This is a genomic window from Ruegeria sp. CE12 (assembly GCF_056537525.1).
Window position 1 is genome coordinate 213512 of record NZ_JBQFRS010000001.1, and the last position, 24068, is coordinate 237579.

23 protein-coding genes are annotated in these 24068 nt (G+C 57.1%); 15 read left to right on the top strand and 8 right to left on the bottom strand.

What is annotated here, in order from left to right:
• Nucleotides 1-4: 4 nt before the first annotated feature.
• From ACR0IO_RS01005 to dctP, 3 genes are read right to left on the bottom strand one after another with little or no spacing between them, the layout of a single operon-like run.
• Nucleotides 5-1408: a TRAP transporter large permease gene (locus ACR0IO_RS01005; protein WP_480738689.1), complete on the bottom strand. Its 1404-nt coding sequence runs from the start codon at nucleotides 1406-1408 to the stop codon at nucleotides 5-7.
• Nucleotides 1409-1411: 3 nt separating this feature from the next.
• Entirely contained in the window at nucleotides 1412-2041 is a 630-nt protein-coding gene (locus ACR0IO_RS01010) for a TRAP transporter small permease (protein ID WP_480738692.1), read from the bottom strand.
• 59 nt (nucleotides 2042-2100) lie between these two features.
• A complete protein-coding gene (dctP, locus tag ACR0IO_RS01015; protein ID WP_155138622.1) occupies nucleotides 2101-3117 on the bottom strand; it encodes a TRAP transporter substrate-binding protein DctP in 1017 nt (338 codons plus the stop codon).
• A 429-nt stretch (nucleotides 3118-3546) separates the two neighbouring features.
• Here dctP and acs point away from each other — a divergent pair, with 429 nt between their 5' ends.
• From acs to ACR0IO_RS01055, 8 genes are all read left to right on the top strand, one after another.
• Nucleotides 3547-5511 carry an acetate--CoA ligase gene (gene acs, locus ACR0IO_RS01020; protein WP_480738695.1) on the top strand — a complete coding sequence of 655 codons (1965 nt, stop codon included), beginning with the start codon at nucleotides 3547-3549 and terminating at the stop codon, nucleotides 5509-5511.
• A 7-nt stretch (nucleotides 5512-5518) separates the two neighbouring features.
• A complete protein-coding gene (locus ACR0IO_RS01025; RefSeq protein WP_480738698.1) occupies nucleotides 5519-6202 on the top strand; it encodes an adenylate kinase in 684 nt (227 codons plus the stop codon).
• A gap of 184 nt (nucleotides 6203-6386) precedes the next feature.
• A complete protein-coding gene (locus tag ACR0IO_RS01030; protein ID WP_155138626.1) occupies nucleotides 6387-6671 on the top strand; it encodes a DUF4212 domain-containing protein in 285 nt (94 codons plus the stop codon).
• Between the two features lie 5 nt (nucleotides 6672-6676).
• Complete coding sequence (locus ACR0IO_RS01035; RefSeq protein WP_480738700.1) at nucleotides 6677-8461, top strand: sodium:solute symporter family protein; 1785 nt, start codon at nucleotides 6677-6679, stop codon at nucleotides 8459-8461.
• Between the two features lie 106 nt (nucleotides 8462-8567).
• The gene (locus tag ACR0IO_RS01040) at nucleotides 8568-10391 is read left to right on the top strand and encodes a DUF294 nucleotidyltransferase-like domain-containing protein (protein ID WP_480738703.1); all 1824 of its coding nucleotides are present in this window, start codon (nucleotides 8568-8570) and stop codon (nucleotides 10389-10391) included.
• Nucleotides 10392-10452: 61 nt separating this feature from the next.
• A complete protein-coding gene (locus tag ACR0IO_RS01045) occupies nucleotides 10453-10971 on the top strand; it encodes a hypothetical protein (protein WP_480738707.1) in 519 nt (172 codons plus the stop codon).
• Between the two features lie 2 nt (nucleotides 10972-10973).
• Complete coding sequence (locus ACR0IO_RS01050; protein WP_480738709.1) at nucleotides 10974-12386, top strand: 3'-5' exonuclease; 1413 nt, start codon at nucleotides 10974-10976, stop codon at nucleotides 12384-12386.
• Between the two features lie 88 nt (nucleotides 12387-12474).
• Complete coding sequence (locus ACR0IO_RS01055; RefSeq protein WP_480738711.1) at nucleotides 12475-12975, top strand: flavin reductase family protein; 501 nt, start codon at nucleotides 12475-12477, stop codon at nucleotides 12973-12975.
• On the opposite strand, the gene ACR0IO_RS01060 is transcribed toward ACR0IO_RS01055, so the two are convergent.
• Genes ACR0IO_RS01060 through ACR0IO_RS01075 form a run of 4 tightly spaced genes read right to left on the bottom strand, consistent with a single transcriptional unit; the run spans nucleotide 12976 to nucleotide 15402 of the window.
• Entirely contained in the window at nucleotides 12976-13455 is a 480-nt protein-coding gene (locus tag ACR0IO_RS01060) for a DUF6505 family protein (protein WP_480738713.1), read from the bottom strand. It lies immediately after the preceding gene.
• Complete coding sequence (locus ACR0IO_RS01065; protein ID WP_480738717.1) at nucleotides 13452-14150, bottom strand: biotin/lipoate--protein ligase family protein; 699 nt, start codon at nucleotides 14148-14150, stop codon at nucleotides 13452-13454. The genes ACR0IO_RS01060 and ACR0IO_RS01065 overlap by 4 nt, the downstream gene beginning before the upstream one ends.
• Complete coding sequence (locus ACR0IO_RS01070) at nucleotides 14147-15208, bottom strand: Mrp/NBP35 family ATP-binding protein (RefSeq protein ID WP_155143548.1); 1062 nt, start codon at nucleotides 15206-15208, stop codon at nucleotides 14147-14149. The genes ACR0IO_RS01065 and ACR0IO_RS01070 overlap by 4 nt, the downstream gene beginning before the upstream one ends.
• Nucleotides 15205-15402 (bottom strand): DUF6494 family protein, encoded by a 198-nt coding sequence (locus ACR0IO_RS01075; RefSeq protein WP_155143546.1) that lies wholly within the window; start codon nucleotides 15400-15402, stop codon nucleotides 15205-15207. The genes ACR0IO_RS01070 and ACR0IO_RS01075 overlap by 4 nt, the downstream gene beginning before the upstream one ends.
• Nucleotides 15403-15466: 64 nt before the next feature.
• On the opposite strand from ACR0IO_RS01075, the gene ACR0IO_RS01080 reads away from it, so the two are divergent.
• Entirely contained in the window at nucleotides 15467-16195 is a 729-nt protein-coding gene (locus tag ACR0IO_RS01080; protein ID WP_480738722.1) for a c-type cytochrome, read from the top strand.
• Here the strand turns inward: ACR0IO_RS01080 and ACR0IO_RS01085 are convergent.
• Complete coding sequence (locus ACR0IO_RS01085; protein WP_480738725.1) at nucleotides 16189-18144, bottom strand: 4Fe-4S binding protein; 1956 nt, start codon at nucleotides 18142-18144, stop codon at nucleotides 16189-16191. The genes ACR0IO_RS01080 and ACR0IO_RS01085 overlap by 7 nt on opposite strands.
• Before the next feature lie 261 nt (nucleotides 18145-18405).
• On the opposite strand from ACR0IO_RS01085, the gene ACR0IO_RS01090 reads away from it, so the two are divergent.
• The 6 genes from ACR0IO_RS01090 (at nucleotide 18406) to fdh3B (ending at nucleotide 24001) form a co-directional block, all read left to right on the top strand.
• Nucleotides 18406-18960 carry a DUF3305 domain-containing protein gene (locus ACR0IO_RS01090; RefSeq protein WP_480738727.1) on the top strand — a complete coding sequence of 185 codons (555 nt, stop codon included), beginning with the start codon at nucleotides 18406-18408 and terminating at the stop codon, nucleotides 18958-18960.
• Nucleotides 18957-19532 carry a DUF3306 domain-containing protein gene (locus tag ACR0IO_RS01095; protein WP_480738729.1) on the top strand — a complete coding sequence of 192 codons (576 nt, stop codon included), beginning with the start codon at nucleotides 18957-18959 and terminating at the stop codon, nucleotides 19530-19532. The genes ACR0IO_RS01090 and ACR0IO_RS01095 overlap by 4 nt, the downstream gene beginning before the upstream one ends.
• Nucleotides 19533-19536: 4 nt before the next feature.
• Entirely contained in the window at nucleotides 19537-20148 is a 612-nt protein-coding gene (locus ACR0IO_RS01100; protein WP_155143540.1) for a TorD/DmsD family molecular chaperone, read from the top strand.
• Between the two features lie 61 nt (nucleotides 20149-20209).
• On the top strand, nucleotides 20210-20398 hold the full coding sequence (locus tag ACR0IO_RS01105) for a twin-arginine translocation signal domain-containing protein (protein WP_155143538.1): 189 nt from the start codon (nucleotides 20210-20212) through the stop codon (nucleotides 20396-20398).
• Nucleotides 20399-20502: 104 nt separating this feature from the next.
• Entirely contained in the window at nucleotides 20503-23397 is a 2895-nt protein-coding gene (locus ACR0IO_RS01110) for a formate dehydrogenase subunit alpha (protein ID WP_480738732.1), read from the top strand.
• Between the two features lie 10 nt (nucleotides 23398-23407).
• The gene (fdh3B, locus tag ACR0IO_RS01115; RefSeq protein WP_155143534.1) at nucleotides 23408-24001 is read left to right on the top strand and encodes a formate dehydrogenase FDH3 subunit beta; all 594 of its coding nucleotides are present in this window, start codon (nucleotides 23408-23410) and stop codon (nucleotides 23999-24001) included.
• Nucleotides 24002-24068 lie beyond the last annotated feature (67 nt).

Below are 24068 nucleotides of genomic sequence, written 5' to 3' on the forward strand. Positions count from 1 at the left end.
TTTTCTATCCTGCAAGGGATGGCAGATACAAAACGATACCCGGGAACGCGACCAGCAGCGCGATGGTAACTGCGTCAGCCACAAAGAACGGTGTGACACCCTTGAAGACATCCTGAACGCTCAGATCCGGACGTACACCTGCAACCACAAAACAGTTCAGGCCAATGGGCGGCGTGATCAGACAGAACTCTGCCATTTTGACCACCAAGATGCCGAACCAGATCGCACACATGGGGCCGGACATACCAAAGGTACTTTCGGCAGCACTCACAGCTTCACCACCGTTCAGAGCCATCACAGCCGGATACACCACAGGCAGCGTCAGCAGCAGCATACCGATGGCATCCATGAACATACCCAGCACCGCATAAGCCAGCAGGATGCAGATCAGGATCAGCATCGGTGACATTTCGAGCGAGGTTATCCAATCCGAGAATGCCCCCGGCAGGTCCGCAAACCCCAGAAACCGAACATAGATCAGAACGCCCCAGATGATGGCAAAGATCATCGCCGTCAGCTTTGCGGTCTCTAGCAGTGCTGATTTGAACTCGGCCCAACGCATGCCGTGAAACAGCGCAAAGCAGAACACGATAAAGGCTCCGATGGCTCCACCTTCCGTTGGTGTACCCCATGCGTCTTCACCGAACGGGTTATAGACAAAGCAGATGATGATCAGAACCACGGCAACGATTGGCAACGCACCTGGCAATGACGAGAATCGCTGTTTCCATGTGAACCCTCTGACTGGCGGACCCACGGATTTAAAGATCACTGCGATGCCAACGATCAGCAACCCATAGATCAACGCCGAGAATGCCCCGGGAATAAACCCTGCAAGCAGCAGCATACCTACGTTCTGTTCAACAATGATCGCATAGATCACAAGGATCGCCGACGGCGGTATGAGCGACGCCAACGTACCCCCGGCAGCCACCACGCCAGCCGCAAAGCGTTTGTTGTAACCGACGTCCAGCATTTCAGGGATTGCGATACGGGCGAACACCGCCGACGTAGCAACAGATGCGCCAGACACGGCTGCAAAACCTGCCGTCGCAAATACTGTCGAAACCGCAAGCCCCCCCGGGACCCAGGCAATCCAGCGCTTGGCCGCCTCGAACAAAGCCCGGGTCAGCCCTGCGTAATAAGCGAGGTATCCGATCAGGATGAATGTCGGGATCAGGCTGAGCGTATGTGATGCAACCTTAGAATGCGGCACCTGCCCTGCTGTCTTTACGGCAACGGTCAGCGCTTTTCCGAAGCGATCCGGATCATAGCCAAACTTGGCCCAGAAAATCCAGACAAGCCCGACGAGCCCAGCCAGCCCCGCAGCAAAGGCAACGCGCATTCCAGTAACGACAAGAACCAACAGGCCGCCTGTAACCCACAGGCCAATTTCGATCGTGTCCATGTGTTAGTCCTGCCCTTCAAACTGCTCGGCTTCGGCAGCTGCCTGCGCCGCCGCGTCTTGTATCAACGGCACCGCAACCGGAGTTTCCAACCCCAGCAGGAAAGCACGCCCATATCCCCACACTTGCAAAACCAAGCGAACACACAGCACCGAAAATGCTAGGGGTGCCAATAGTTTGGCAGGCCAGATCGGGATGCCGATATCGATCGAGCTGTCGCGGCTCCACATTGGGGCACCAAAATCAAAAGACCGGTCAAAATGCGCCCAACTGCCCCAGACCAGCGCCAGCATGAGAACGAGGATCAGCACGACTGACAACAGTTCGAACAACCACAGCGCCCGACCATGCAGCCGAGAGATTACGATATCCATGCGAATATGCCCGCCGTCACGCTGAACGTAAGATATGCCGAGAAATGCAATCAGCGGCATCATCTGCTCGATCCAGTCCACGTAACCCGGCAAGGGCACATTGACTGCGTTGCGCCCGCTGACAGAAATCACGGCCAGCAGCATCAATCCAAACACCGCCAGCCCGCTGACAAGGGCAAGAAACTTCTCAATCCCAAGCAAATGACGATCAAGACGGCTGAGCAGACTGCCGTCTTCCAATACCGTGGCCTGTCCTGCCATCCGGTAATCCCCTGTTTCTGAAAGTGACCGGGCGCCTTCTGGCGCCCGGGTTTTGTCGATCAGTTACCGCTGCGTTGCTGCTGCAACGTCGTCTGTACCAGATCATAGAGATCCTGCGCAGGCAGGCCCTGAGCGGACATGTCGGCAATCCACTGTTCGCGGATCGGGTCTGCTGCCTTGGCGCGGAAATCGGCAATTACAGCGTCGTCGATCATGACTTTCTGAACGCCTTTTTCATCAAGTACACCGTCCCATTTCTCGAGCAACGAGCCATAGTTTGCCAGATAATGGTCGATGGCTTCGTCAATCGAGCTGTCCAGCGCTTCACGATGTTCCGGCGACAGCGCTTCGTATGCTTCGATATTCACAACCACCGGGCAGTTCACCGTTCCGGGGTTCAGGTTGGCGGTCCACCAATCTGCTTCGTTGATGGTTCCGAACGACAAATGTGCGTGCTGTGCAAACGCTACGGTGTCAACAACACCGGATTCCATTGCGTTGTAGGCTTCGGTTGCGGGCACGGATGTGGGCACACCCCCTACTGCTTCGAACGCCTGACCCAGACCACCGGTTGCGCGGACACGCATACCATCGAACTCAGCCAGTTCATCCCGTGGATCACCGGTTCCAACCAGATTGTACTGCGGCATCGGCGAGGTCATGATGATGCGCGCGTTCCACTGCGCCATCTCATCCTTTACAGCCGGATGATCATATACTGCATGGCTAACAGCCACTTCTTCGTCCAGCGTGTTTACACCCAGGAACGGAAGCTCAAGCACGGTAATGGCACGGTTCTTGTCGCGGTGATATCCAGCACAGAACTGAGCCATCTCAAACGCACCGATTTCAATGCCGTCCAGATTCTCTTTCGGCTTTGAGAGGCCGCCATAGCTGACGTTGATCGTGAAATCGCCGCCGGTCTTTTCACTCACCAGTTCTGCAAGCTTTTCAACATGTTCGGTGAATGCGCGGCGCTTACCCCAGACTGAAGCGTTCCATTCTGTTGCGACGGCTTCTGACGCGAACGCAACACCCAAAGCGGCAACAGCAGCGCCGCTCAACATCTTTTTCATAGTGATTTCTCCCATTGCTGCACCCCCTTGCCGGGGCGCTTAGGCCCAAAGCTAGCGCCAACATCGGTATGTGCCAACCCCCGGGTGACATTCCTGATCAAGGTTGAACGGAACCGTCATGCGCTAACAACCAAAAGATGAGTCCAGAATGACTTTTACTGAATATCGAGAGGCCGATTGCGGCTTTAGAAATCCGTTACAGCCAAGTCGTTATTTTCAATACGTTTTCACAAATTATACGAAATTATATTTACAAATTTTCAAGGTTTGATGAAACTAATTTACAAACTAATCCTGAGATATCTGTAATTTATTTCATTGTTTTCAGCTCTCCGTATTATTGCCACCAGGGAGGATATGGGTCGACATTGCCGGTTCAGCAGGCAAAATCAGCCCAGTTCAATATAGTCCAGAGGGAGGAGCCTCAGAATGACAACCGCTGCCCAGGCAGATGCCACGACCTTTCCGCCGTCCGCCGACACTGTAGCCCGCGCGCATGTCAACGCTGAAAAATACAACGAGATGTATGCGGCCTCCATCAACGACCCTGTGGCGTTCTGGGATGAGCAAGGCAAGCGCGTGGACTGGATCAAGCCCTACACGCAGGTCAAGGATGTCAGCTATGACTTCGGCTCTGTTGGAATCAACTGGTATGCGGACGGGACGCTGAACGTTTCCGCCAACTGCCTGGATCGACATCTGAAAACCCGCGGTGATCAGACGGCCATCATCTGGGAACCGGATGATCCAAATGACGAAGCGCAGCACATCACATATGCCGAGCTGCACCGTCGCACCTGCCGGATGGCCAACATTCTGGAATCGATGGGCGTGCGCAAAGGCGACCGGGTCGTTATCTATCTGCCGATGATCCCCGAGGCGGCCTATGCCATGCTGGCATGCGCCCGGATCGGTGCAATCCATTCGATTGTTTTTGCTGGATTTTCCCCCGACGCTCTGGCTGCCCGGATCAATGGCTGTGACGCCAAGGTTGTCATCACCGCAGACGAAGCCCCTCGTGGTGGTCGTAAAACCCCGCTGAAATCCAACGCCGACGCTGCACTGCTGCACTGCAAGGACACCGTGAAGTGCCTGGTCGTAAAACGCACCGGTGGCCAGACCACCTGGATCGACGGTCGCGACTATGACTACAACGAAATGGCGCTTGAAGCTGATGACTACTGCGCGCCAGCTGAGATGAGCGCCGAAGACCCGCTGTTCATCCTTTACACCTCAGGCTCGACCGGTCAGCCCAAAGGTGTCGTCCACACGACCGGCGGATATCTGGTCTATGCGGCGATGACGCATGAGATCACGTTCGATTACCATGAAGGTGACATCTATTGGTGTACCGCGGATGTTGGCTGGGTCACGGGCCACAGCTATATCGTCTATGGCCCGCTGGCCAACGGTGCGACCACACTGATGTTCGAAGGTGTGCCCACCTATCCGGACGCCTCGCGCTTCTGGCAAGTTTGCGAAAAGCACAAGGTGAACCAGTTCTATACCGCTCCAACTGCGTTGCGCGCTCTTATGGGACAAGGCAACGAGTGGGTCGAGAAGTGCGACCTGAGCGACCTGCGCACGTTGGGCACAGTCGGCGAGCCGATCAATCCAGAGGCCTGGAACTGGTATAACGAAGTGGTTGGCGGTGGACGTTGCCCGATCGTTGACACATGGTGGCAAACGGAAACTGGCGGTCACCTGATGACCCCCCTGCCCGGTGCCCACGCGATGAAGCCCGGCTCGGCAATGAAACCGTTCTTTGGCATTCAGCCCGTGGTTCTGGACCCTCAGTCCGGCGTTGAGATCAACGGCAATGGCGTCGAAGGTGTTTTGTGTATCAAAGACAGCTGGCCCGGCCAGATGCGAACCGTTTGGGGCGATCACGAACGGTTCGAGAAGACATATTTCTCAGACTACAAAGGCTACTATTTCACCGGTGACGGCTGCCGCCGTGACGAGGATGGTGACTACTGGATCACCGGCCGTGTTGACGACGTGATCAACGTCTCAGGTCACCGCATGGGCACGGCCGAGGTCGAAAGCGCTCTGGTTGCACATGCCGCTGTGGCCGAGGCCGCTGTGGTTGGCTACCCACATGATATCAAGGGACAAGGTATCTACTGCTACGTCACATTGATGAACGACCGTGAACCTTCGGATGAGTTGCTGAAAGAGCTGCGCACCTGGGTCCGGACCGAGATCGGCCCGATTGCGTCGCCCGATGTAATCCAATGGGCCCCTGGCCTGCCCAAGACCCGCTCGGGCAAGATCATGCGCCGTATCCTGCGCAAGATTGCCGAGAACGACTTTGGCTCGCTGGGTGACACCTCGACCTTGGCCGATCCTTCGGTGGTCGAAGATCTGATTGAAAACCGTGCGAACAAGTGAGGATGTGATGGACGCTGCCACGATCACCACACCCGCTGTTCTGATCCTTCTCGGCCCTCCGGGCGCCGGGAAGGGTACACAGGCGCGGATGCTTGAAGACAAGTTTGGTCTGGTGCAACTCAGCACCGGGGACCTGCTGCGCGCTGCTGTTGCGGCCGGGACAGAGGCTGGCAAAGCTGCGAAGACGGTAATGGAGGCCGGTGATCTGGTCAGTGACGAGATCGTCATCGCTATTCTGCGGGATCGCCTGGCTGAACCGGACTGTGCCAAGGGCGTCATTCTGGACGGCTTCCCGCGCACCACGGTTCAGGCCGAGGCACTGGACGGGCTGCTTGCGGAAACAGGCCAGAAGATCAACGCAGCGATCAGCCTTGAAGTTGAAGACGCTGAAATGGTGATCCGCATCTCAGGTCGCTACACCTGTGCCGGATGCGGTGAAGGCTATCACGACATGTTCAAGGCTCCGGCGGTTGAAGGTGAATGTGACAAGTGTGGCAGCACAGAGTTCAAGCGCCGAGCCGATGACAACGCCGAGACAGTTGCATCGCGTCTGGCAGCCTATCACGCGCAGACCGCGCCGCTGATTACTTACTACCAAGATCATGGGGTTCTGAAAGGCCTGAACGCCATGGGCAATATCAACGACATCGCAGGCAATCTGGAAAGGATCGTCAACGACGCGATGAACTAAGGGAAGTCGGCCCGCCCTGAATAAGGGCCGAATTCCTAACGGAAAACTTCAAAGGAACCGCCTTGGCGGACCGGAGAAGTCTTGCCTGATGCCACCCGGGCATTCGGCATATCGAAAAGCGGCCCTGCGCGCTGGAGGAAATGGACAAAGGGTCGCCCAAGGAGGAAGCAAGGAGGAACCCGCAATGGCGGATCAATCAACAAACTCCGCGCAGACTGCCGAGTCCGATAAGGGCTATTGGCAGGCCAACCTGCGTCTTATCGTCATCAGCCTAATCATCTGGGCGCTGGTGTCATTTGGATTCGGCATCCTGCTGCGTCCGCTGCTGTCAGGTATCCCTGTAGGCGGCACCGATCTGGGCTTTTGGTTCGCCCAGCAGGGATCGATTTTGGTCTTTCTGGTGCTGATCTTCAACTACGCCTGGCGCATGAACAAGCTGGACGCTGAATACGGCGTGGACGAGGAGTAAGCGGAATGGACCAGTTTACAATCAACCTGCTGTTTGTGGGCGCGTCCTTTGCGCTATACATCGGCATCGCGATCTGGGCCCGCGCGGGTTCCACATCGGAATTCTACGCCGCCGGGCGCGGCGTTCACCCGGTCACCAACGGCATGGCGACAGCGGCGGACTGGATGTCTGCGGCTTCGTTCATCTCGATGGCTGGCCTCATCGCCTTTACCGGCTATGACAACAGCTCGTTCCTGATGGGCTGGACCGGTGGCTACGTTCTGCTGGCACTGCTACTTGCCCCTTACCTGCGTAAGTTTGGCAAATTCACGGTATCAGAGTTCATTGGCGACCGTTTCTACAGTCAGACCGCGCGCATCGTCGCGGTAATCTGCCTGATCGTAGCTTCCGTGACCTACGTGATCGGCCAGATGACCGGCGTTGGCGTGGCCTTTGGCCGCTTCCTCGAAGTGTCAAACACCACAGGGTTGTTGATTGGTGCAGGCGTTGTGTTTGCCTACGCGGTGTTTGGCGGGATGAAGGGCGTAACCTATACTCAGGTCGCTCAGTACTGCGTACTGATCACCGCCTATACTATCCCGGCCATTTTCATCTCGTTGCAGCTGACAGGTAATCCGATTCCCGCTCTGGGTCTGTTCGGCGATACTGCCGGCGGTGAGCCACTGCTGACCAAACTGGACGCCATTGTGACCGAGCTGGGCTTCAACGACTACACTGCCCATCATTCGAATACGCTGAACATGGTGTTGTTTACGCTGTCGCTGATGATCGGTACCGCCGGTCTGCCGCACGTAATCATGCGCTTCTTCACCGTACCGAAAGTATCTGACGCACGTTGGTCCGCTGGCTGGGCGCTGGTCTTCATCGCGCTGCTGTATCTGACCGCACCTGCCGTTGGCGCAATGGCTCGTCTGAACATCACCGACATGATGTGGCCCAATGGTGGCATTGATGGTGGTGCCGTGAAGGTCGAACAGATCGACAATGACGCGCGTTATGACTGGATGGCCACGTGGAAGAAAACCGGTCTGCTGGACTGGGAAGACAAGAACGGCGACGGCAAGATCCAGTACTACAACGACAAGAATGCCGACATGCAGGCGCTTGCCGAAGAAAAAGGCTGGGTCGGTAACGAGCTAACCAAGTTCAACCGCGACATCCTGGTTCTGGCCAACCCCGAAATTGCCAACCTGCCGGGTTGGGTGATCGGTCTGGTCGCTGCTGGTGGTCTTGCGGCCGCTCTGTCGACCGCCGCGGGCCTGCTGCTGGCGATTTCGTCGGCTGTGTCCCACGACCTGATCAAGGGTGCGATCAATCCGCAGATCTCGGAAAAAGGCGAGCTTCTGTCGGCACGTATCGCAATGGCTGTGGCCATCGTTGTGGCAACCTATCTGGGTCTGAACCCACCTGGTTTCGCGGCGCAGACGGTTGCCCTGGCCTTTGGTCTGGCGGCCGCCTCGATCTTCCCGGCGCTGATGATGGGGATCTTCTCGACCCGCATCAACAACACCGGCGCGGTTGCAGGTATGCTGGCCGGTCTGACCGTCACCCTGGTCTACATCTTCCTGCACAAGGGCTGGCTGTTCATTCCGGGCACCAACTCGTTCACCGATGCTGACCCGCTGCTGGGTCCGATCAAGTCGACCTCGTTCGGCGCAATCGGTGCAATGGTCAACTTCGGCGTCGCCTATGTGGTTTCCGGCATGACCAAGGAGACCCCGCAGGAGATCAAAGATATGGTCGAAAGCATCCGCATTCCCCGTGGTGCGGGCGCAGCTCAGGACCATTGAGCATGATGCGGCCTCTGGCTACTTTCCAAGGGCCGCGTCTTTCGACTGACTATTCCCGCCCGGCATTCCACCGGGCGGGATTTTTCCAGAATACCGGAGAAATCTGATGCCCCTGTCCCATGAACAGATCACCCGGTTCCTGAAATCCGTTCATCCCTATGACGCCCTGCCCGCCCCTGTGCTCGAGCAGGTCGCAAAACAGATCGAGGTCTGGGAGGTTGATGAGGATTCAGAAGTTTACGATCTGGGCCATACATTGCCCGGCGTATTCGTCATCTATGAAGGTCAGGTTGAAATCACGGATGAGAACGGTGCAATCGTGTCTCATCTCGGTCTTCGCAATTCTTTTGGTGAGCGAGGCCTGCTCAAAAACGGCAAGGCCGCCACCAAGGCGCGGGCGCATGCCCCATCCATTCTGATAGTCCTGCCTCCGGCTCTTGTGCGTGAGTTGATTGACGGGCATGACGTCGTTTCCAAATTCTTCAACCGCAGCCGGGGTGAGCGGGCTGGTCCACAAAGTCTGGCCACCAGCTCGGTCGACATTTTGATGGCTTCGGATCCGACGACCTGCCCCCCTTCCACCCCAGTTCAGCACGCTGCACGGACGATGCGGGACAAGGGGATATCCTCACTTTGCGTGACCGACGACGACAACCTGCTGGGTATCGCAACCCTGCGCGACATTTCGGGAAAGTACGTCGCAGATGCGATGGCGCCAGATACGCCAATCTCGGCGATCATGACGCGCAATCCGATCACGCTGTCCCCCACAGATATCGGCTCTGACGTGCTTCATGTCATGATGGAACGCGGCATCGGCCATATTCCCATCACCGACCATGGCCGGCTTGTGGGCATAGTGACTCAGACAGATCTTACACATTATCAGGCTGTAAGCTCGGCCGAATTGGTACGTAGGATAGCGCAGGCAAATTCAGCTGAGGAAATGGCATCGGTCACAGCCGAAATACCCCAGCTGCTGGTGCAATTGGTGGCTGGTGGAAACCGGCATGAGATTGTGACCCGTCTCATCACCGATATTGCCGACACGGTGACGCGCCGACTACTCGCCTTGGCGGAACAGAAGATGGGCCCACCGCCGGTGCCGTATCTATGGCTGGCCTGCGGCTCTCAGGGTCGGCAGGAACAGACGGGCGTATCGGACCAGGACAACTGCATGATACTGGACGACAGCGTGTCCGACACCGACATGGTCTACTTCCACGCTCTGGCAAAGTTTGTTTCTGATGGATTGGACGCGTGTGGGTATTTCTATTGCCCGGGGGACATGATGGCGACAAACCCACGCTGGTGTCAGCCTGCCCGTGTCTGGCGCGATTATTTTGGTGGTTGGATCAACAAGCCAAACCCCGAGGCGCAGATGCTGGCGTCCGTTATGTTCGACCTGCGCCCCATCGGAGGTGCGTTCGAGCTGTTCTCGGACCTGCAAGCAGATACGCTTGCCAAAGCCAACACCAATTCGATCTTTGTGGCCCATATGATCTCCAACTCACTAAAGCACACCCCACCGCTGAGCTTGTTGCGCGGGTTTGCGACAATACGTTCGGGCGAGCATCGCAATACTCTGGATCTGAAGCACAACGGCGTTGTGCCGGTGGTCGATCTCGCCCGTATCTACAGCTTGCAAGGGCAACTGACCCCAGCGAACACGCGCGCCCGCCTGAAAGCTGCCGAAAGCGCCGGTGTGCTCAGCGCATCGGGTGCTCGGGATTTGCTGGATGCGTATGATCTGATTGCTGAAACGCGGCTTGAACATCAGGTAAGGCTGGTCAAATCCGGTGAAAAGCCAGACAACTACATGCCGCCCTCAGCCTTGTCCGACTTTGAGCGAAGTCATCTACGCGATGCATTTGTCGTGGTAAAAACGATGCAATCAGCGGTTGGGCATGGCAAGGGTATGTTGGGCTGACCTGCGGGCGGCCAAATCGGGAAACTGAAGGCGCGGTTAGCCGGAAATACGGAGAAGCAGAATGTTTCTGGAATTGGTAGGCACAATCTTCGCAGGGCTCGCCTTTGCAGGTATCGTCATGGTATTGAACAAGATGACGGGTGGCCGCCTGCCCCGTTGGGCCGCGCCGGTTGCCGCCGGCGTGGGCATGATCAGCATGACGGTCGCCAGCGAATACTCCTGGTACAAACGCACAAAGGACACCCTGCCCGAAGGTTTGGCAGTAATCCAAGAGGTTGAAAGCCGCGCCTTTTATCGTCCCTGGACTTACGCTGTCCCCTTCATTGATCGCTTTGCGGCCATCGACACAGTATCGGTCCGCACCCATGAGCAAGTGCCTGACGAGCGGTTGGTTGACCTGTATCTTTTCGGTCGCTGGGCCCCCGTATCCAAAGTGCCTGTAGCTGTAGACTGCGCAGAAAACCGTCGGGCCAATCTGGCAGACGGAGCCGAGTTCGCCGATGATGGACGCCTTCTGAATGCCGACTGGATCAAAGTGCCATCCGATGATCCAATCGTTGAGGCCACCTGCGGGGTTTGATCATGCTGACCCGTCTGAGCCTACGTCTGAGGATATTTCTGTTCTTTTGCCTGCTGGCTTTTGGCGGTCTTGTCATCAGTTCCGTTGCTTTGTGGATCAGCTATGCACGTGCTGGTGACCCTGATCTTGCCAACGCCTATATCTTTGCGGAAATCCTGATCGCCTTCGGCCTGCTGGCGCTGATTGCAGGCGTCTGGCTGCTGTTTGACGACAATGTTGCCAAACCAATTGAGCGGCTATCAGCCGAGCTTCGTGCACGTGCCCATGCCGGGGTCAGCAGCGACCTGGATCTTCAGGCCGCTCGCTATCTGGGGGATCTGGCCCCTGCCGCTGCAGGGCTTGCCGAGCAATTGGCAGAAAACGCGATGCAAACAGCCGAAGCTGTCGCTGCTGAAACCGCGCATCTGGCCTTTGAAAAAAAGCGGCTGACTGACCTGTTGTCTGAAATCCCTGTCGCCATGCTGCTGGCCAGTCCGAAACATCAGATCGTGCTTTATGATGCACAGGCCGCCGGTGTTCTGGCTCAGATTGCGCACCCCCGCCTGAACGCATCCCTCTTTGACTACCTTGAACGAAAACCGCTTACGGATGCGTATGCCAAGCTCATCAAAACCGGGCTGGATGTTTACTGCACCCTGACCAGTGCGGATGGAATGCAGACCTATACCGTGCGCATGAAGTCCTTGGGCGAAGCACCAGGATACATGCTGATTTTCGAAGACAGCGTCGCGCGTATACCACCCGAAGCCGCGCGCCCACTGGTCTACGACTTTGATCTACTCGAAACGCCCAGTGATGAGGCGTCTGAAAACCGCGCCTTGTCAGATTTGTGCTTTGTGGTGTTCGACACTGAAACCACCGGATTGTTGCCCCATAAGGACGAAATTGTTCAGATCGGCGCAGTTCGTGTGGTCAAAGGAAAGATCGTCGAAGGCGAGCAATTGAATACTCTGGTTGACCCGGGGATTCCGATCCCCGCTGCCTCGACCAAAGTCCACAAAGTCAGTGACCAAATGGTTCAGGGCGCACCCGATATCGCGCAAGCTGGTCGCATGTTCCACCACTTTGCTCGCGATGCCGTTATCGTTGCCCACAACGCACCCTTTGACATGGCGTTTCTACACCGCCATTCGAAGAGGATGGATGTCGAGTGGTCTCATCCAATCCTGGATACTGTTTTGCTGTCGGCAGTGGTGTTCGGGGCCAGCGAAACACATACACTTGATGCGGTTTGTGAGCGGCTGGGTATCACGATTCCAGAGACCCTTCGGCATACGGCTTTGGGAGATGCGGTCGCCACCGCTGAAGCCTTGGTAAAGATGCTACCCATCCTGAATGCACGCGGAATGACCACGTTTGGCGATGTCATCAAGGAAACCCGCAAACATGGGCGATTGCTGGAAGATCTGAACTGATTGGAATTCCTTCAATCCGGATACAGCTTTTCATGGACAATCCCTGCGCAGCGTGGCACCTGAGGCGCGGCTACTGAATGAGCGCGCGATGACCGAGAAAACCTTTACCCCCGGCCCGGATGAAAGCCTTGCGTTTCGTGAGGCCCTGGGGTGTTTTGGCACCGGTGTGACGGTGGTCACAACCAATGCCTCCAACGGCCCTATCGCGATTACCGTGAACTCATTCGCTTCGGTGTCGCTTGATCCACCATTGGTGCTTTGGTGTTTGGCCAAAGATTCCAACCGGTTCGATGCGTTCAGTACGTGCCAGCATTATTCCATTCATGTCATGGCGCAAGAACAACAGGATCAGGCATTGAAATTCGCCCGCAACGGGCTGGATTTCTCACACGCTGATTGGGAAAGCGATCATGCCGGACGACCCCGGTTAGCTGATTGTCTCGCCCGTTTTGACTGTAGCCTGCACGATTGCCATGAAGCCGGCGATCATTTGATCCTTGTTGGCCGTGTCGAGACCGTAATGCATCGGTCGGGCAAAGGCCTGATCTTCAAGCGCGGGCAATTTGGCGGGTTTGCCGATCTGATCTGATTACTCGTCCAGCGAGCCGTGAATAGCCAACGCTTCCAGCTGAGTTTCCTGCGGCGTGATCACACGGAATGCTTCGTGAACCCCTGCCCCGGTCAGCTCGCGCGCGACAGTCAGCAGCGTGTTGGGCGCATGATCTTCGCACATCTCCGACATATGGTCGATTTCGACCTGTGCCACCTCGATAGCCGCTTCAAATGATGGAGCGCCGTAGAGACGAACAAAATGCTCAGCGAGGCTCTGTTTGAGCTGCTCTACTTCGGCAGGTTCTATCTGAGTGACCGCCACGAAAGTCACACGTCCAAATGTCTCAAGCCCCAACCACCCATTGGCAAAAGCCTGTCGTGACTTGCCCTCCAGATCGCCTTCGCCCCAGTTTGAAAACTCAAATCCCCCGGATATGCACCACTCACCGGTTCTTGCCGGAGAGTGAAAGACATTCATGTCGCTTTCATCGAAGTGAATAGCACGGGCCAGTTTCATTGGGTGGTCTCCAACAATTGCGTCAGCGGGCGCAGATGCGTTTCGGCACCATCACGGATCAACATTCCAAACCGCTCATCCGTTCCGAGAAACACACCCTGATCTCTTAACGGCTCACCTACCCCGCGCAGCAAACCCATCCATTCACTGTGTAAGGGGGCATTCCCCTCGTCCTGCCAGCGATTGAGCCATGTCAGCATATGGCGTGACCAGCTTTCGACAAGCTGTGTCGGCGAAACATCTGCACAGCCTTCGTCATAGAGCGCGGTAACATCCGGATTATCACCGGGTGCATCGCTGGTTTGCAGCAAGGCAAGTTCCCATCCGACCACCAGCCAATCCGGTATGGCACTTGTTTCAGTAGTCGAGGCAGCGGTTTGAAACTGACCGCATTTCGCACCGTTCACACAGATTAGTCCGTCCCACCCAAGATGCACCGCCACCTCAGGCGGGGCCAACGCGCCCAGCGCGTTCTGGAAACCAACCGCACATAGCGGAAGCATCGCCATTGCGACCTGCAGCGATACCTCGGGCGCGAAAACGATCGCCACGCGCAAACGGTCTGCCTGAATGTTATAGACTACGCTGCCGGCATCGCAGCCCAGCGCCGCCATGGCCTGAGCGCGTTCAAACGGGTCTTCCCCACCCTGCACAGGATGGCCCGTCAGCAAGGGGGGAAAGACCGGTTCGCTCATGCGTTGCCTTTGGCAATCAGGTCACGAGCGATACGCCGGAACGCCTCTGCCTGAGGACTGTCAGGTTTGCTGACCACGATGGGCGCACCCCCATCAGCCGCCACCCGGATATCAAGATGCAAAGGAATCTCACCAAGCAAAGGCACATCCAATGCTGCCGCTTCGTTAGCAACACCCCCGTGACCAAACACATGCTCCTCGTGTCCGCAGTTCGAGCAGATGTGGGTGGACATGTTTTCGATCATTCCAACAATCGGCGTCTTGAGCTGCCGGAACATGTCGATCCCCTTACGCGCGTCAATCAGCGCAACGTCCTGAGGTGTCGAAACGACGATGGCACCATCCACCTTGAACTTCTGGCTCAAGGTCAGCTGTACATCACCTGTTCCGGGTGGAAGGTCGACGATCAGCACATCCAGCGCGCCCCATTGCACCTGACTCATCATCTGCTGCAAGGCCCCCATCAGCATCGGGCCACGCCAGACAACCGCCTGCCCTTCGTTGGTCATCAACCCCATCGACATCATGGTGACGCCGTGATTACGCAGAGGCAGGATTGTCTTTCCGTCGGGGCTGGCAGGACGGCCAGAAACACCCAGCATTCGAGGTTGTGACGGGCCGTAAACATCCGCGTCCAGCAATCCAACCCGACGGCCTTCGGCAGCCAATGCACAGGCCAGGTTCGCCGACACAGTCGACTTACCCACGCCGCCTTTGCCCGAAGCGACAGCGATGATCCGGTCCACACCCGGTACGGCCTGAGGGCCGGTCTGCGAGGGTTTCGGTTTGGGTTTCAGATCTGGTGGCGCCTTATCCGAATGCGCTGTCAGCATTGCAGACACTTTGGACACGCCTTCGACCATCTGCGCAGCTTTTTCTGCGGTGGCCCGTACCGGTTCCATCTTGTCTGCCTGCTTCGGATCAATCTCCAGCACAAAACGCACAGTGTCGTTTTCAACATTCAGTGCACGTACGATACCGGCGCTGACAATGTCCTGACCGGAAACCGGGTCCGTGATCTTTTTCAGGTTCGCGAGAACCGCGTCGCGAATGCTCATGCGTCGCCGTCCTTGATCTGACCTGTCACCACATGCTCGACCTCCAGCCCATCGATGGTCAGAACCATCTTGGCCTCAAAGCTTTTGCCCGCGGGGCTTCCCGCCTTACGCAAGCCTTCCTCGATCGCCTGCTGGCTGGTCACACCAACCTGCTTGAGGAATTTGCGCATCGACATATTGTAATCGCCGCTCATCGCATGGGTCTCCGTCTCATTCAGTTCATTTGACGCATTTAGCCGATCACCGTTAGGTTAGGCCATGCGCTGTGTGTTGTTGTGCCTGAGCCTGACGCTCTACGCCAGTCCCTCTTGGTCGCAGGAGGAACTTGGCCTTGCAGCGCCGGATGAGGTACAGCAATCCGGTCTCCTCAAACATATTCTCCCACGCTTCTCACTCAAGACCGGGATCCGTGTTGTTGCGGTAGAAACCGGCGAAATGGAGCTGGCGGTCGGCCCCCCGGGTGATCCGGTGTTTGAACGCGACGCTATCATCTACCACCTGCGTATCGAAGACGACGCACGACAACTTAGGTTTCGCGACTGGCTGCTTTCGGACATCGGTAAACGGACCGTTGAGAGTTTTGCCCCAGCAGATGGGGGGGCCTTCAGTGCGAGTTTCGAGATTGCCGCCATGGAAGAGCAGATCGAGATCGACGGCGATGCCGCCCTTGGAGAGGAGCTGTCTCTGACCCATTGCGGGCGCTGTCACGTCATAGGCCCTCAAAACCGAATGAATGGATTGGGCTCGACCCCGTCCTTTGCGGTCTTGCGCGCGATGCCGGATTGGTCCGAACGGTTCGAGGCGTTCTATGTGCTGAACCCGCATCCCGCCTTTACTCAGATCGAAGGCATTACGCCTCCGTTTGATCCCCAGCGCCCATCGCCCATCTTCCCTTTGGCAATCACCCAAGAAGAGCTTGAAGCCATTCTTGCCTTTGTCGCCGTAGTATCTGCTGCTGATCTGGGCGCACCCCTTCAACTTCAGTGATCCCTGCGCTTACCGAAATAGTCGTCCGTGGTCACAACCTTTGGTTTGGGATTTGATGTGAACGGATTGTCCTGACTGTGGAATTGCGCCTGAACCCGGCAGTCATCGCACATCTGGATCATTCTAGCCTGCTCGGATGTCGCAAACCTTGGATGCGTACCCGAAAGCTTCTCCATGATCCGTTCGACCGTGGACTTTACGCCAAACAAAGCCCCGCATTCGACGCAGGCAAAGGGTTCTTCCTCGTTCAGCACCCTCTGAGATAGCGCGTCGTCGCTCAGGTTCAGTTGTGGCACCAGCGTGATCGCGTTTTCCGGACAGATGGTCCGACACAACCCGCATTGCAGACAAGCATCCTCCTGAAAATTGAGCTGTGGCATATCGGGATTATCGATCAGAGCCCCTGACGGGCAGAGCGAAACGCAACTAAGGCAAAGGGTACAGGCATCCGTATCTACTGCGATTGCGCCATACGGAGCGTTTTCAGGCAGTGTCAGCGGCTCCGCAGCTTCGGGGTTCAACGCCTGCGCCGCAAGGCGAGAGATTTGACGACGATTACCCAAAGGCAATACGGCGTCCTGCAACGGTGCTGGCACATTCTGCGTATAGAGAAGCTGCGTCAGGGCATCCGGATCCGCCTCATCAATCAGACCAAGACCTTCCTGCCCCCCTATAGCGTGTGCAAGAATAAGCTCGCGCTCCAAAGCATCTCGTTCCGTTTTGGGTGACATCAGTACATCGACCCGCGCAAAGCCATGGGCGAGCCCGGCCAGCATCTCGGCATGTCCAAACCCGGAAACCACTCCCAATTCCAGAGGAATGACATCAGCAGGCAGCCCGCGCCCAAAACGAGCAGCCATGCGGATCATCTGAGCGCCATGACCATCATGCACCAGAAGCCTAGGCGCCTGCCCACCGGCCCGGCGATAGGTTCGGGCCAGAATGTGCATCCTTGAGAGCAGAGCAGAAACTGGCGGATCTTCATACGTAATCGCTGTTGATGGACACAGCGCTGCACATTCCCCGCAGCCCGCACAGATCATCGGATCAATTTCAACATGCTCTCCTGCAGGTGTGATTGCTCCGGTTGGACAGATATCCAGACAATTCGAACATCCCACCTGTTCGGCTCGCGAATGGGCGCACAGAGACTCTTCGACACGAACATAGAGAGGCTTTTCAAAAGTCCCGACCAATTGGGTCGCATCGAATGCCAAGGCCGCGATCGCGACCGCATCTCGCGGATCAGCCCGCAGATATCCCTCTCGCTTGTCGGGCGCAGTAACCAGGGGCGTGCCACCTGTCAGATCAAGAACAATATCACAACGCGAAACGGCACCATCACGTGATCCGCTCCATCCAAATCCACCGCGACCGCCAGGCTCAAGCTGCTGCAGATTGTCTATACGCAGGCTAAACCCGCCCAGTGCACCACTGAGTGATTTGATCTGCCCACGCACAACATCATAATCCCGGCTCATTGGTTCGGCGTCATCTGTGGTAAGAACGGTTACTGCAAGCACAGCAGACAGGCGCTGAGCCAGATCAAACGCCACATCGCCAGATCCGATAATGCAACATGTGCCCTCACTGACAACATCCACACTGGGCGTTACCGGTTGGGGCAGCATTGCTTCGGCCGCCAGCGCTGCAATCTTTGGAGAGGCATCTTGCCCCTCTTCCGACCAACCAGCGCGATCTCTTAAATCGACGAACCCGGGCTGGTTCACCCCAAGTTCATCCGCAAGTTCAGAAAAGACCGAGGCCTCCTGCTGGCAAGCAACGACAATGCCATCCTCATGTTGCATGAACTCAGCAGCGGCTCTGATCTCACGCGTACAAAGCGCAGTGTGAACCTTCGAGCATTCCAAACCGCAGGTTGAAGATATCAGCTCAGAATTCAGTGCCTGAGTTCCTGCGCAATCGCAAAGCAAGAGTTTTGCGGCCATATCCTCCCCCGGGGTCTTCTTTCCGTCCTCTTGCACCTTAGGCTAAATCACGTCGGCGGCAATGCGAGGCAGTCCTCAAAACGAAAAAACATGCATTATTTTTCACAATTTGATTTCACCGCAACTTTTCATAGGAAAAAATACGAATAAACAGTTGGTGATTACGACATTTTCATATCACTCTGGGCTTGGCAGACGACTGAGTTATGTACCATAGTACATCACGGGGAAGGCAGGGGAGAGCCTTCCGGGGAGGAGCCAGTGGCGAAGGCCGCAAGCCAGATTGAAATGCCTGTTGGCGTCGTTGTGCGCAAAACACCCGGAGTGACCCGCTGGGCGCAATGGAGTTGGCGCGCCGTGGCGGCGTTGCCGGGCGCAGGCCCGGCGGATTGGGTCGAGCTGCGTCGCGAAGGTGATGCCGTCGAATACCACGCCGCCACCCTTCCACTTACCCTTTGGCCGGATGAGACCGAAGCCTATCTGACCAATCTGGCAGACGGACAGCCATCTATCTATCTCGTGCTACGCGACGAACTTGAAGGTGATCGACCCCTGAACGCAGTGCTGATCACCGCGTCTCCTTTCGAAGGACAAGACTACGCCGATACAGGCGAAGAAATTGTTGAGAAGATCCCCATGACTGACGGCCTGATCGCCTGGGTGCGCGACTTCGCCCAGTTGCACCGGCGGGATGAAGAGTTTGTCAAACGCCGCCGGGACAAGAAGCGCGTTGATCTTGTTGAAGACGGGCGCGGAGATGCCCGCATAAGGCAAGACTCGGATGTCTATCGCGCCCCGCGGAGGATCGTGCAATGACCGAAGCCCGCGATTTCTGGTCCCGCCGCAAGGCGGCCGTACTGGCAGAGGCCGATGAAGAACGCGAGGCGATCGAAGCCAAAGCCGTAGCTGATCAGCAGGCCGAATTGGAAGCCAAGCCCGATCATGAAATTCTCGCCGAATTCAACCTGCCCGAACCCGATCAATTGAAGCCCGGCGATGATGTGTCCGGCTTTATGGAACAGGCCATACCAGATCGCCTGCGCCGTCGCGCGTTGCGACGCCTTTGGCGGCTCAACCCCGTACTGGCCAACGTAGATGGCCTGGTGGACTACGGCGAGGACTACACGGACGCGGCCTGTGTGATCGAGAATATTCAGACCGCCTATCAGGTCGGCAAAGGGATGTTGGCGCACATCGAAGCGCTCGCTGCAGACGAGACCGAAGATGAGGCTTTGCCCGCCGAAGATTTGGAAGAAGCACCCGAAGCGATTGCTGTCGAAATCGAGGATGTCGCCGAGGTTGTAGCACTGGCACCTGAGACGGAAGAGCCGGAGGAGATGGAAATGCCCCCTGCTCCACGTCGCATGAAGTTCGAATTCGAAGGATGACTAAATGACCGCAGGCAATGCGCATAATCTGGATGTCTCAGCCGAGGATCGACTACGCGCGGATTTCTACAATTTTCTGGGGCTTCTTTTGGCTGCTCCACCCGATCAGATGCTGTTGGATCAAATGGCTGGCTTGTCCGGGGACGAAACTGATCTGGGCCAGGCCATTCAGGCCATGGCACGGGTCGCGAAAGTGACAAAACCGGCAGCTGCGGAGAGAGAGTTCAACACTCTGTTCATCGGATTGGGTCGCGGTGAACTTTTGCCCTATGCAAGTTTTTATCTGACGGGGTTCCTGAACGAAAAGCCGTTGGCGCAACTGCGAAATGACATGGCTGTACGCGGAATTACACGGGCGAAGAACGTCTTTGAGCCCGAGGATAACATCGCCTCTTTGATGGAGATGATGGCGGGTATGATCGTGGGCCGCTTTGGCGCGCCCGCCCCGCTGGATGAGCAAAAGAACTTCTGGAACAAGCATATCGGCCCTTGGGCCGCACATTTCTACTCGGATTTGGAAGCAGCCGAGAACTCGGTTCTCTACGCCTCGGTCGGTACTGCCGGACGGGTCTTTATGGAGATCGAGCGCGAGGCATTCCGAATGACGGCAGCGTGATCCGTTGCCACTCGCCAGCATCCTGACGGATGCTAGATCGCAAATGGGAAAGGAGGATCCCATGAGCAAGACCAAGGAAACCGGCGCAACCCGCCGAGACTTCCTGAAACTGGCCGGAACTGCAGCACCTGCTGCGGTGGCCGCAGCCAGCCTGAGCGGTGAAGCAGAGGCAGCCGAACTGCCTGTGGATGAAACCCGCATTCAGGACACTGCGCATACACGCGCCTACCTCGACAGCGCCCGGTTCTGAACCGGACGAGGTCACACCCGACTGACGGTTGCGATTGGCCCTGACGTCGGCACCAGCAGTACCAAGCCAGCCATGGCTTACATGGCCAGCAAGGGAGGAAAGAAATGCTTAGGAAAAAGACCAACGGGGTTGCGAGACGCCCCCAGCGGACAAGTATCCTGTCCCAGGTCGGCGAGAAAACCGTCGATCGCCGCGCATTCCTGCGTGGCTCGGGCCTGACGATCGGCGGACTTGCCGCGATCAGCGCCACGGGTGGAACCGTGACGCCAGCCAGCGCCCAAACAGCGGCCAACCAAGCCGTTGAGAATATCAAATCGATATGCACCCACTGCTCGGTCGGCTGTACGGTCGTTGCCGAAGTGCAGAACGGCGTCTGGATCGGGCAGGAACCCGGTTGGGACAGCCCGTTCAATCTGGGTGCACACTGCGCCAAGGGGGCCTCGGTTCGCGAGCACGCCCATGGCGAACGTCGCCTGAAATATCCGATGAAAAAGGAAGGCGGCGAGTGGAAGCGCATCAGCTGGGAAGAGGCGATCAACGAGATCGGCGACGGCATGATGAGCATCCGCGAAGAATCCGGACCGGACAGTGTGTACTGGCTGGGTTCTGCGAAACATAACAACGAACAGGCCTATCTGTTCCGCAAGTTCGCCGCCTACTGGGGCACGAACAACGTGGATCATCAGGCCCGTATCTGCCACTCGACCACTGTTGCGGGTGTTGCGAATACATGGGGCTACGGCGCCATGACCAATTCGTACAACGACATCCACAACTCCAAGGCCATCTTCATCATCGGCGGCAACCCGGCCGAGGCGCACCCCGTCTCGCTGTTGCACGTTCTGCGCGCGAAAGAGCAGAACAACGCGCCGTTGATCGTGTGCGACCCGCGCTTTACACGCACTGCGGCCCACGCAGATGAGTATGTCCGTTTCCGTCCCGGAACAGACGTCGCTCTGATCTGGGGTATGTTGTGGCACATCTTCGACAACGGATGGGAAGACAAAGAGTTCATCCGAACCCGTGTCTGGGGCATGGACCAGATCCGTGAAGAGGTCGCAAACTGGACACCTGAAGAAACTGAGCGTGTGACTGGTGTTCCGGGCTCTCAACTGAAGCGTGTTGCCCGCACCATGGTCAACAACCGTCCCGGCACCGTGATCTGGTGCATGGGTGGTACACAACACACCAATGGGAACAACAACACCCGCGCCTACTGCGTGCTTCAGCTTGCGCTTGGTAACATGGGCACTTCGGGTGGTGGCACCAACATCTTCCGCGGGCATGACAACGTGCAAGGCGCGACAGATCTTGGCGTTCTGTCCCACACCCTGCCCGGCTACTATGGCCTGTCCGCAGGCGCATGGGGCCACTGGGCACGTGTCTGGGGAGAAGAACCGGAATGGCTGGCCAGCCAATTTGCCACGATCAAGGACAAGGAAGGCAAGGACAAGCCGTTACAGAATGAACGCGGCATCCCGGTTTCCCGTTGGATCGACGGTGTTCTGGAAGACCCGGCGAACATGGATCAGGACAACAACGTCCGTGCCATGGTTTTGTGGGGGCATGCTCCGAACTCGCAGACTCGCGGGCCGGAAATGAAAACGGCGATGGAAAAGCTGGACATGCTGGTCGTGATCGACCCGTATCCCACCGTTTCCGCCGTTCTGCATGACCGCACCGATGGTGTCTATCTGTTGCCTGCCTGTACGCAGTTCGAAACCCGTGGTTCTGTCACGGCATCGAACCGCTCGCTGCAATGGCGGGACCGTGTTGTCGAGCCGCTGTTCGAAAGCCTGCCGGACGAGGTCATCATGGCCAAGTTCGCCAACAAGTTTGGCTGGGCAGATCGGTTCTTCCGCAATATCGAGATGGAAGACCCCGAGACCCCGAATGTTGAAAGCATCACGCGTGAGTTCAACTCGGGCCTCTGGACCATCGGCTATACCGGTCAGTCGCCGGAACGTCTGAAAAGCCATATGGCCAACCAGCACACGTTCGACAGAACCACGCTGCAAGCCATCGGTGGACCAAACGACGGCGAATATTATGGTTTGCCCTGGCCATGCTGGGGAACGCCGGAAATGGGTCATACGGGGACACCAAACCTCTATGACATGTCCAAACCGGTGGCCGAAGGCGGCCTGACCTTCCGCGCCCGTTTCGGTGTGGAACGTGAAGGCGACAACCTGCTGGCCGAAGGGGTCTACAGCGTTGGGTCGGAGATTCAGGATGGCTATCCCGAATTTACGATGCAGATGCTGATGGATCTTGGCTGGGATGGTGATCTGACGGCAGAAGAGCGCGCTGCGATCGATGGCGTCGCCGGACCCAAGACCAACTGGAAAACCGACCTGTCTGGCGGTATCCAGCGGGTCGCGATCGCCCATGGCTGTGCGCCCTTCGGGAACGCCAAAGCCCGTGCGGTTGTCTGGACCTTCCCGGATCCGATCCCACTGCATCGCGAGCCGCTCTATACGAACCGGCGCGATCTGGTGGAGGACTATCCTACCTACGAGGACCGGCACGCTTATCGCCTGCCCACCCTGTATGCATCGATCCAGAAGAACGACTTTTCAAAGGATTACCCGATAATCCTGACATCTGGTCGTCTGGTCGAGTATGAGGGCGGTGGCGAGGAAACCCGGTCCAATCCGTGGTTGGCTGAGCTTCAGCAGGACATGTTCGTCGAGATCAATCCGCGCGATGCCAACAACCTTGGTATTCGCGACGGAAGCCAGGTCTGGGTCGAAGGTCCCGAAGGCGGCAAGGTCAAAGTGATGGCGATGCTGACTGAGAGGGTCGGTGCCGGCGTGGCCTTTATGCCATTCCATTTCGGCGGCCATTTCCAGGGCGAAGACCTGAGGGAGAAATACCCGAAAGGCGCTGATCCCTATGTGCTGGGCGAAAGCTCCAACACCGCTCAGACCTATGGCTATGATTCAGTGACCCAGATGCAGGAGACCAAAGCGACTCTCTGCAAGATCTGGGCAGCGTAAGGAGGACAAAATGGCTAGAGCGAAGTTTCTCTGCGACGCTGAACGCTGCATCGAATGCAATGCCTGCGTAACCGCGTGCAAGAATGAGCACGAGGTACCCTGGGGCATCAACCGCCGCAGGGTGGTGACGATCAATGACGGCAAACCGGGCGAACGCTCGATCTCGGTGGCCTGCATGCATTGCTCGGATGCGCCTTGCATGGCGGTGTGCCCCGTCGACTGCTTCTATCAGAACGAAGAAGGCGTCGTCCTGCACTCCAAGGACCTGTGCATCGGTTGTGGCTATTGCTTCTATGCGTGCCCCTTTGGCGCGCCACAATACCCACAGGCAGGCAACTTCGGATCACGCGGCAAGATGGACAAATGTACCTTCTGTGCGGGCGGTCCCGAAGAAAACAACTCGACTGCAGAGTTTGCCAAATATGGACGCAACCGGATCGCCGAGGGCAAACTGCCCATCTGCGCCGAGATGTGTTCGACCAAGGCCCTGCTCGCCGGTGACGGCGATGTCGTCTCGGCCATCTACCGCGAGCGCGTTGTTGCGCGCGGGTTTGGCTCGGGCGCATGGGGTTGGGGCACAGCCTACGATCAGAAAGACGGCTGACACCCCCGTGACCAAATGAACATGGATGATCCGCGACAGCGGGTCATCCACTCAGGAATTTTGACCG

Bases quoted from the DNA above. Each gene is read 5' to 3' on its own strand.
- ACR0IO_RS01005 (WP_480738689.1), bottom strand. From the start codon at position 1,408: ATGGACACGATCGAAATTGGCCTGTGGGTTACAGGCGGCCTGTTGGTT.
- ACR0IO_RS01010 (WP_480738692.1), bottom strand. From the start codon at position 2,041: ATGGCAGGACAGGCCACGGTATTGGAAGACGGCAGTCTGCTCAGCCGT.
- dctP (WP_155138622.1), bottom strand. From the start codon at position 3,117: ATGAAAAAGATGTTGAGCGGCGCTGCTGTTGCCGCTTTGGGTGTTGCG.
- acs (WP_480738695.1), top strand. From the start codon at position 3,547: ATGACAACCGCTGCCCAGGCAGATGCCACGACCTTTCCGCCGTCCGCC.
- ACR0IO_RS01025 (WP_480738698.1), top strand. From the start codon at position 5,519: ATGGACGCTGCCACGATCACCACACCCGCTGTTCTGATCCTTCTCGGC.
- ACR0IO_RS01030 (WP_155138626.1), top strand. From the start codon at position 6,387: ATGGCGGATCAATCAACAAACTCCGCGCAGACTGCCGAGTCCGATAAG.
- ACR0IO_RS01035 (WP_480738700.1), top strand. From the start codon at position 6,677: ATGGACCAGTTTACAATCAACCTGCTGTTTGTGGGCGCGTCCTTTGCG.
- ACR0IO_RS01040 (WP_480738703.1), top strand. From the start codon at position 8,568: ATGCCCCTGTCCCATGAACAGATCACCCGGTTCCTGAAATCCGTTCAT.
- ACR0IO_RS01045 (WP_480738707.1), top strand. From the start codon at position 10,453: ATGTTTCTGGAATTGGTAGGCACAATCTTCGCAGGGCTCGCCTTTGCA.
- ACR0IO_RS01050 (WP_480738709.1), top strand. From the start codon at position 10,974: ATGCTGACCCGTCTGAGCCTACGTCTGAGGATATTTCTGTTCTTTTGC.
- ACR0IO_RS01055 (WP_480738711.1), top strand. From the start codon at position 12,475: ATGACCGAGAAAACCTTTACCCCCGGCCCGGATGAAAGCCTTGCGTTT.
- ACR0IO_RS01060 (WP_480738713.1), bottom strand. From the start codon at position 13,455: ATGAAACTGGCCCGTGCTATTCACTTCGATGAAAGCGACATGAATGTC.
- ACR0IO_RS01065 (WP_480738717.1), bottom strand. From the start codon at position 14,150: ATGAGCGAACCGGTCTTTCCCCCCTTGCTGACGGGCCATCCTGTGCAG.
- ACR0IO_RS01070 (WP_155143548.1), bottom strand. From the start codon at position 15,208: ATGAGCATTCGCGACGCGGTTCTCGCGAACCTGAAAAAGATCACGGAC.
- ACR0IO_RS01075 (WP_155143546.1), bottom strand. From the start codon at position 15,402: ATGAGCGGCGATTACAATATGTCGATGCGCAAATTCCTCAAGCAGGTT.
- ACR0IO_RS01080 (WP_480738722.1), top strand. From the start codon at position 15,467: ATGCGCTGTGTGTTGTTGTGCCTGAGCCTGACGCTCTACGCCAGTCCC.
- ACR0IO_RS01085 (WP_480738725.1), bottom strand. From the start codon at position 18,144: ATGGCCGCAAAACTCTTGCTTTGCGATTGCGCAGGAACTCAGGCACTG.
- ACR0IO_RS01095 (WP_480738729.1), top strand. From the start codon at position 18,957: ATGACCGAAGCCCGCGATTTCTGGTCCCGCCGCAAGGCGGCCGTACTG.
- ACR0IO_RS01100 (WP_155143540.1), top strand. From the start codon at position 19,537: ATGACCGCAGGCAATGCGCATAATCTGGATGTCTCAGCCGAGGATCGA.
- ACR0IO_RS01105 (WP_155143538.1), top strand. From the start codon at position 20,210: ATGAGCAAGACCAAGGAAACCGGCGCAACCCGCCGAGACTTCCTGAAA.
- ACR0IO_RS01110 (WP_480738732.1), top strand. From the start codon at position 20,503: ATGCTTAGGAAAAAGACCAACGGGGTTGCGAGACGCCCCCAGCGGACA.
- fdh3B (WP_155143534.1), top strand. From the start codon at position 23,408: ATGGCTAGAGCGAAGTTTCTCTGCGACGCTGAACGCTGCATCGAATGC.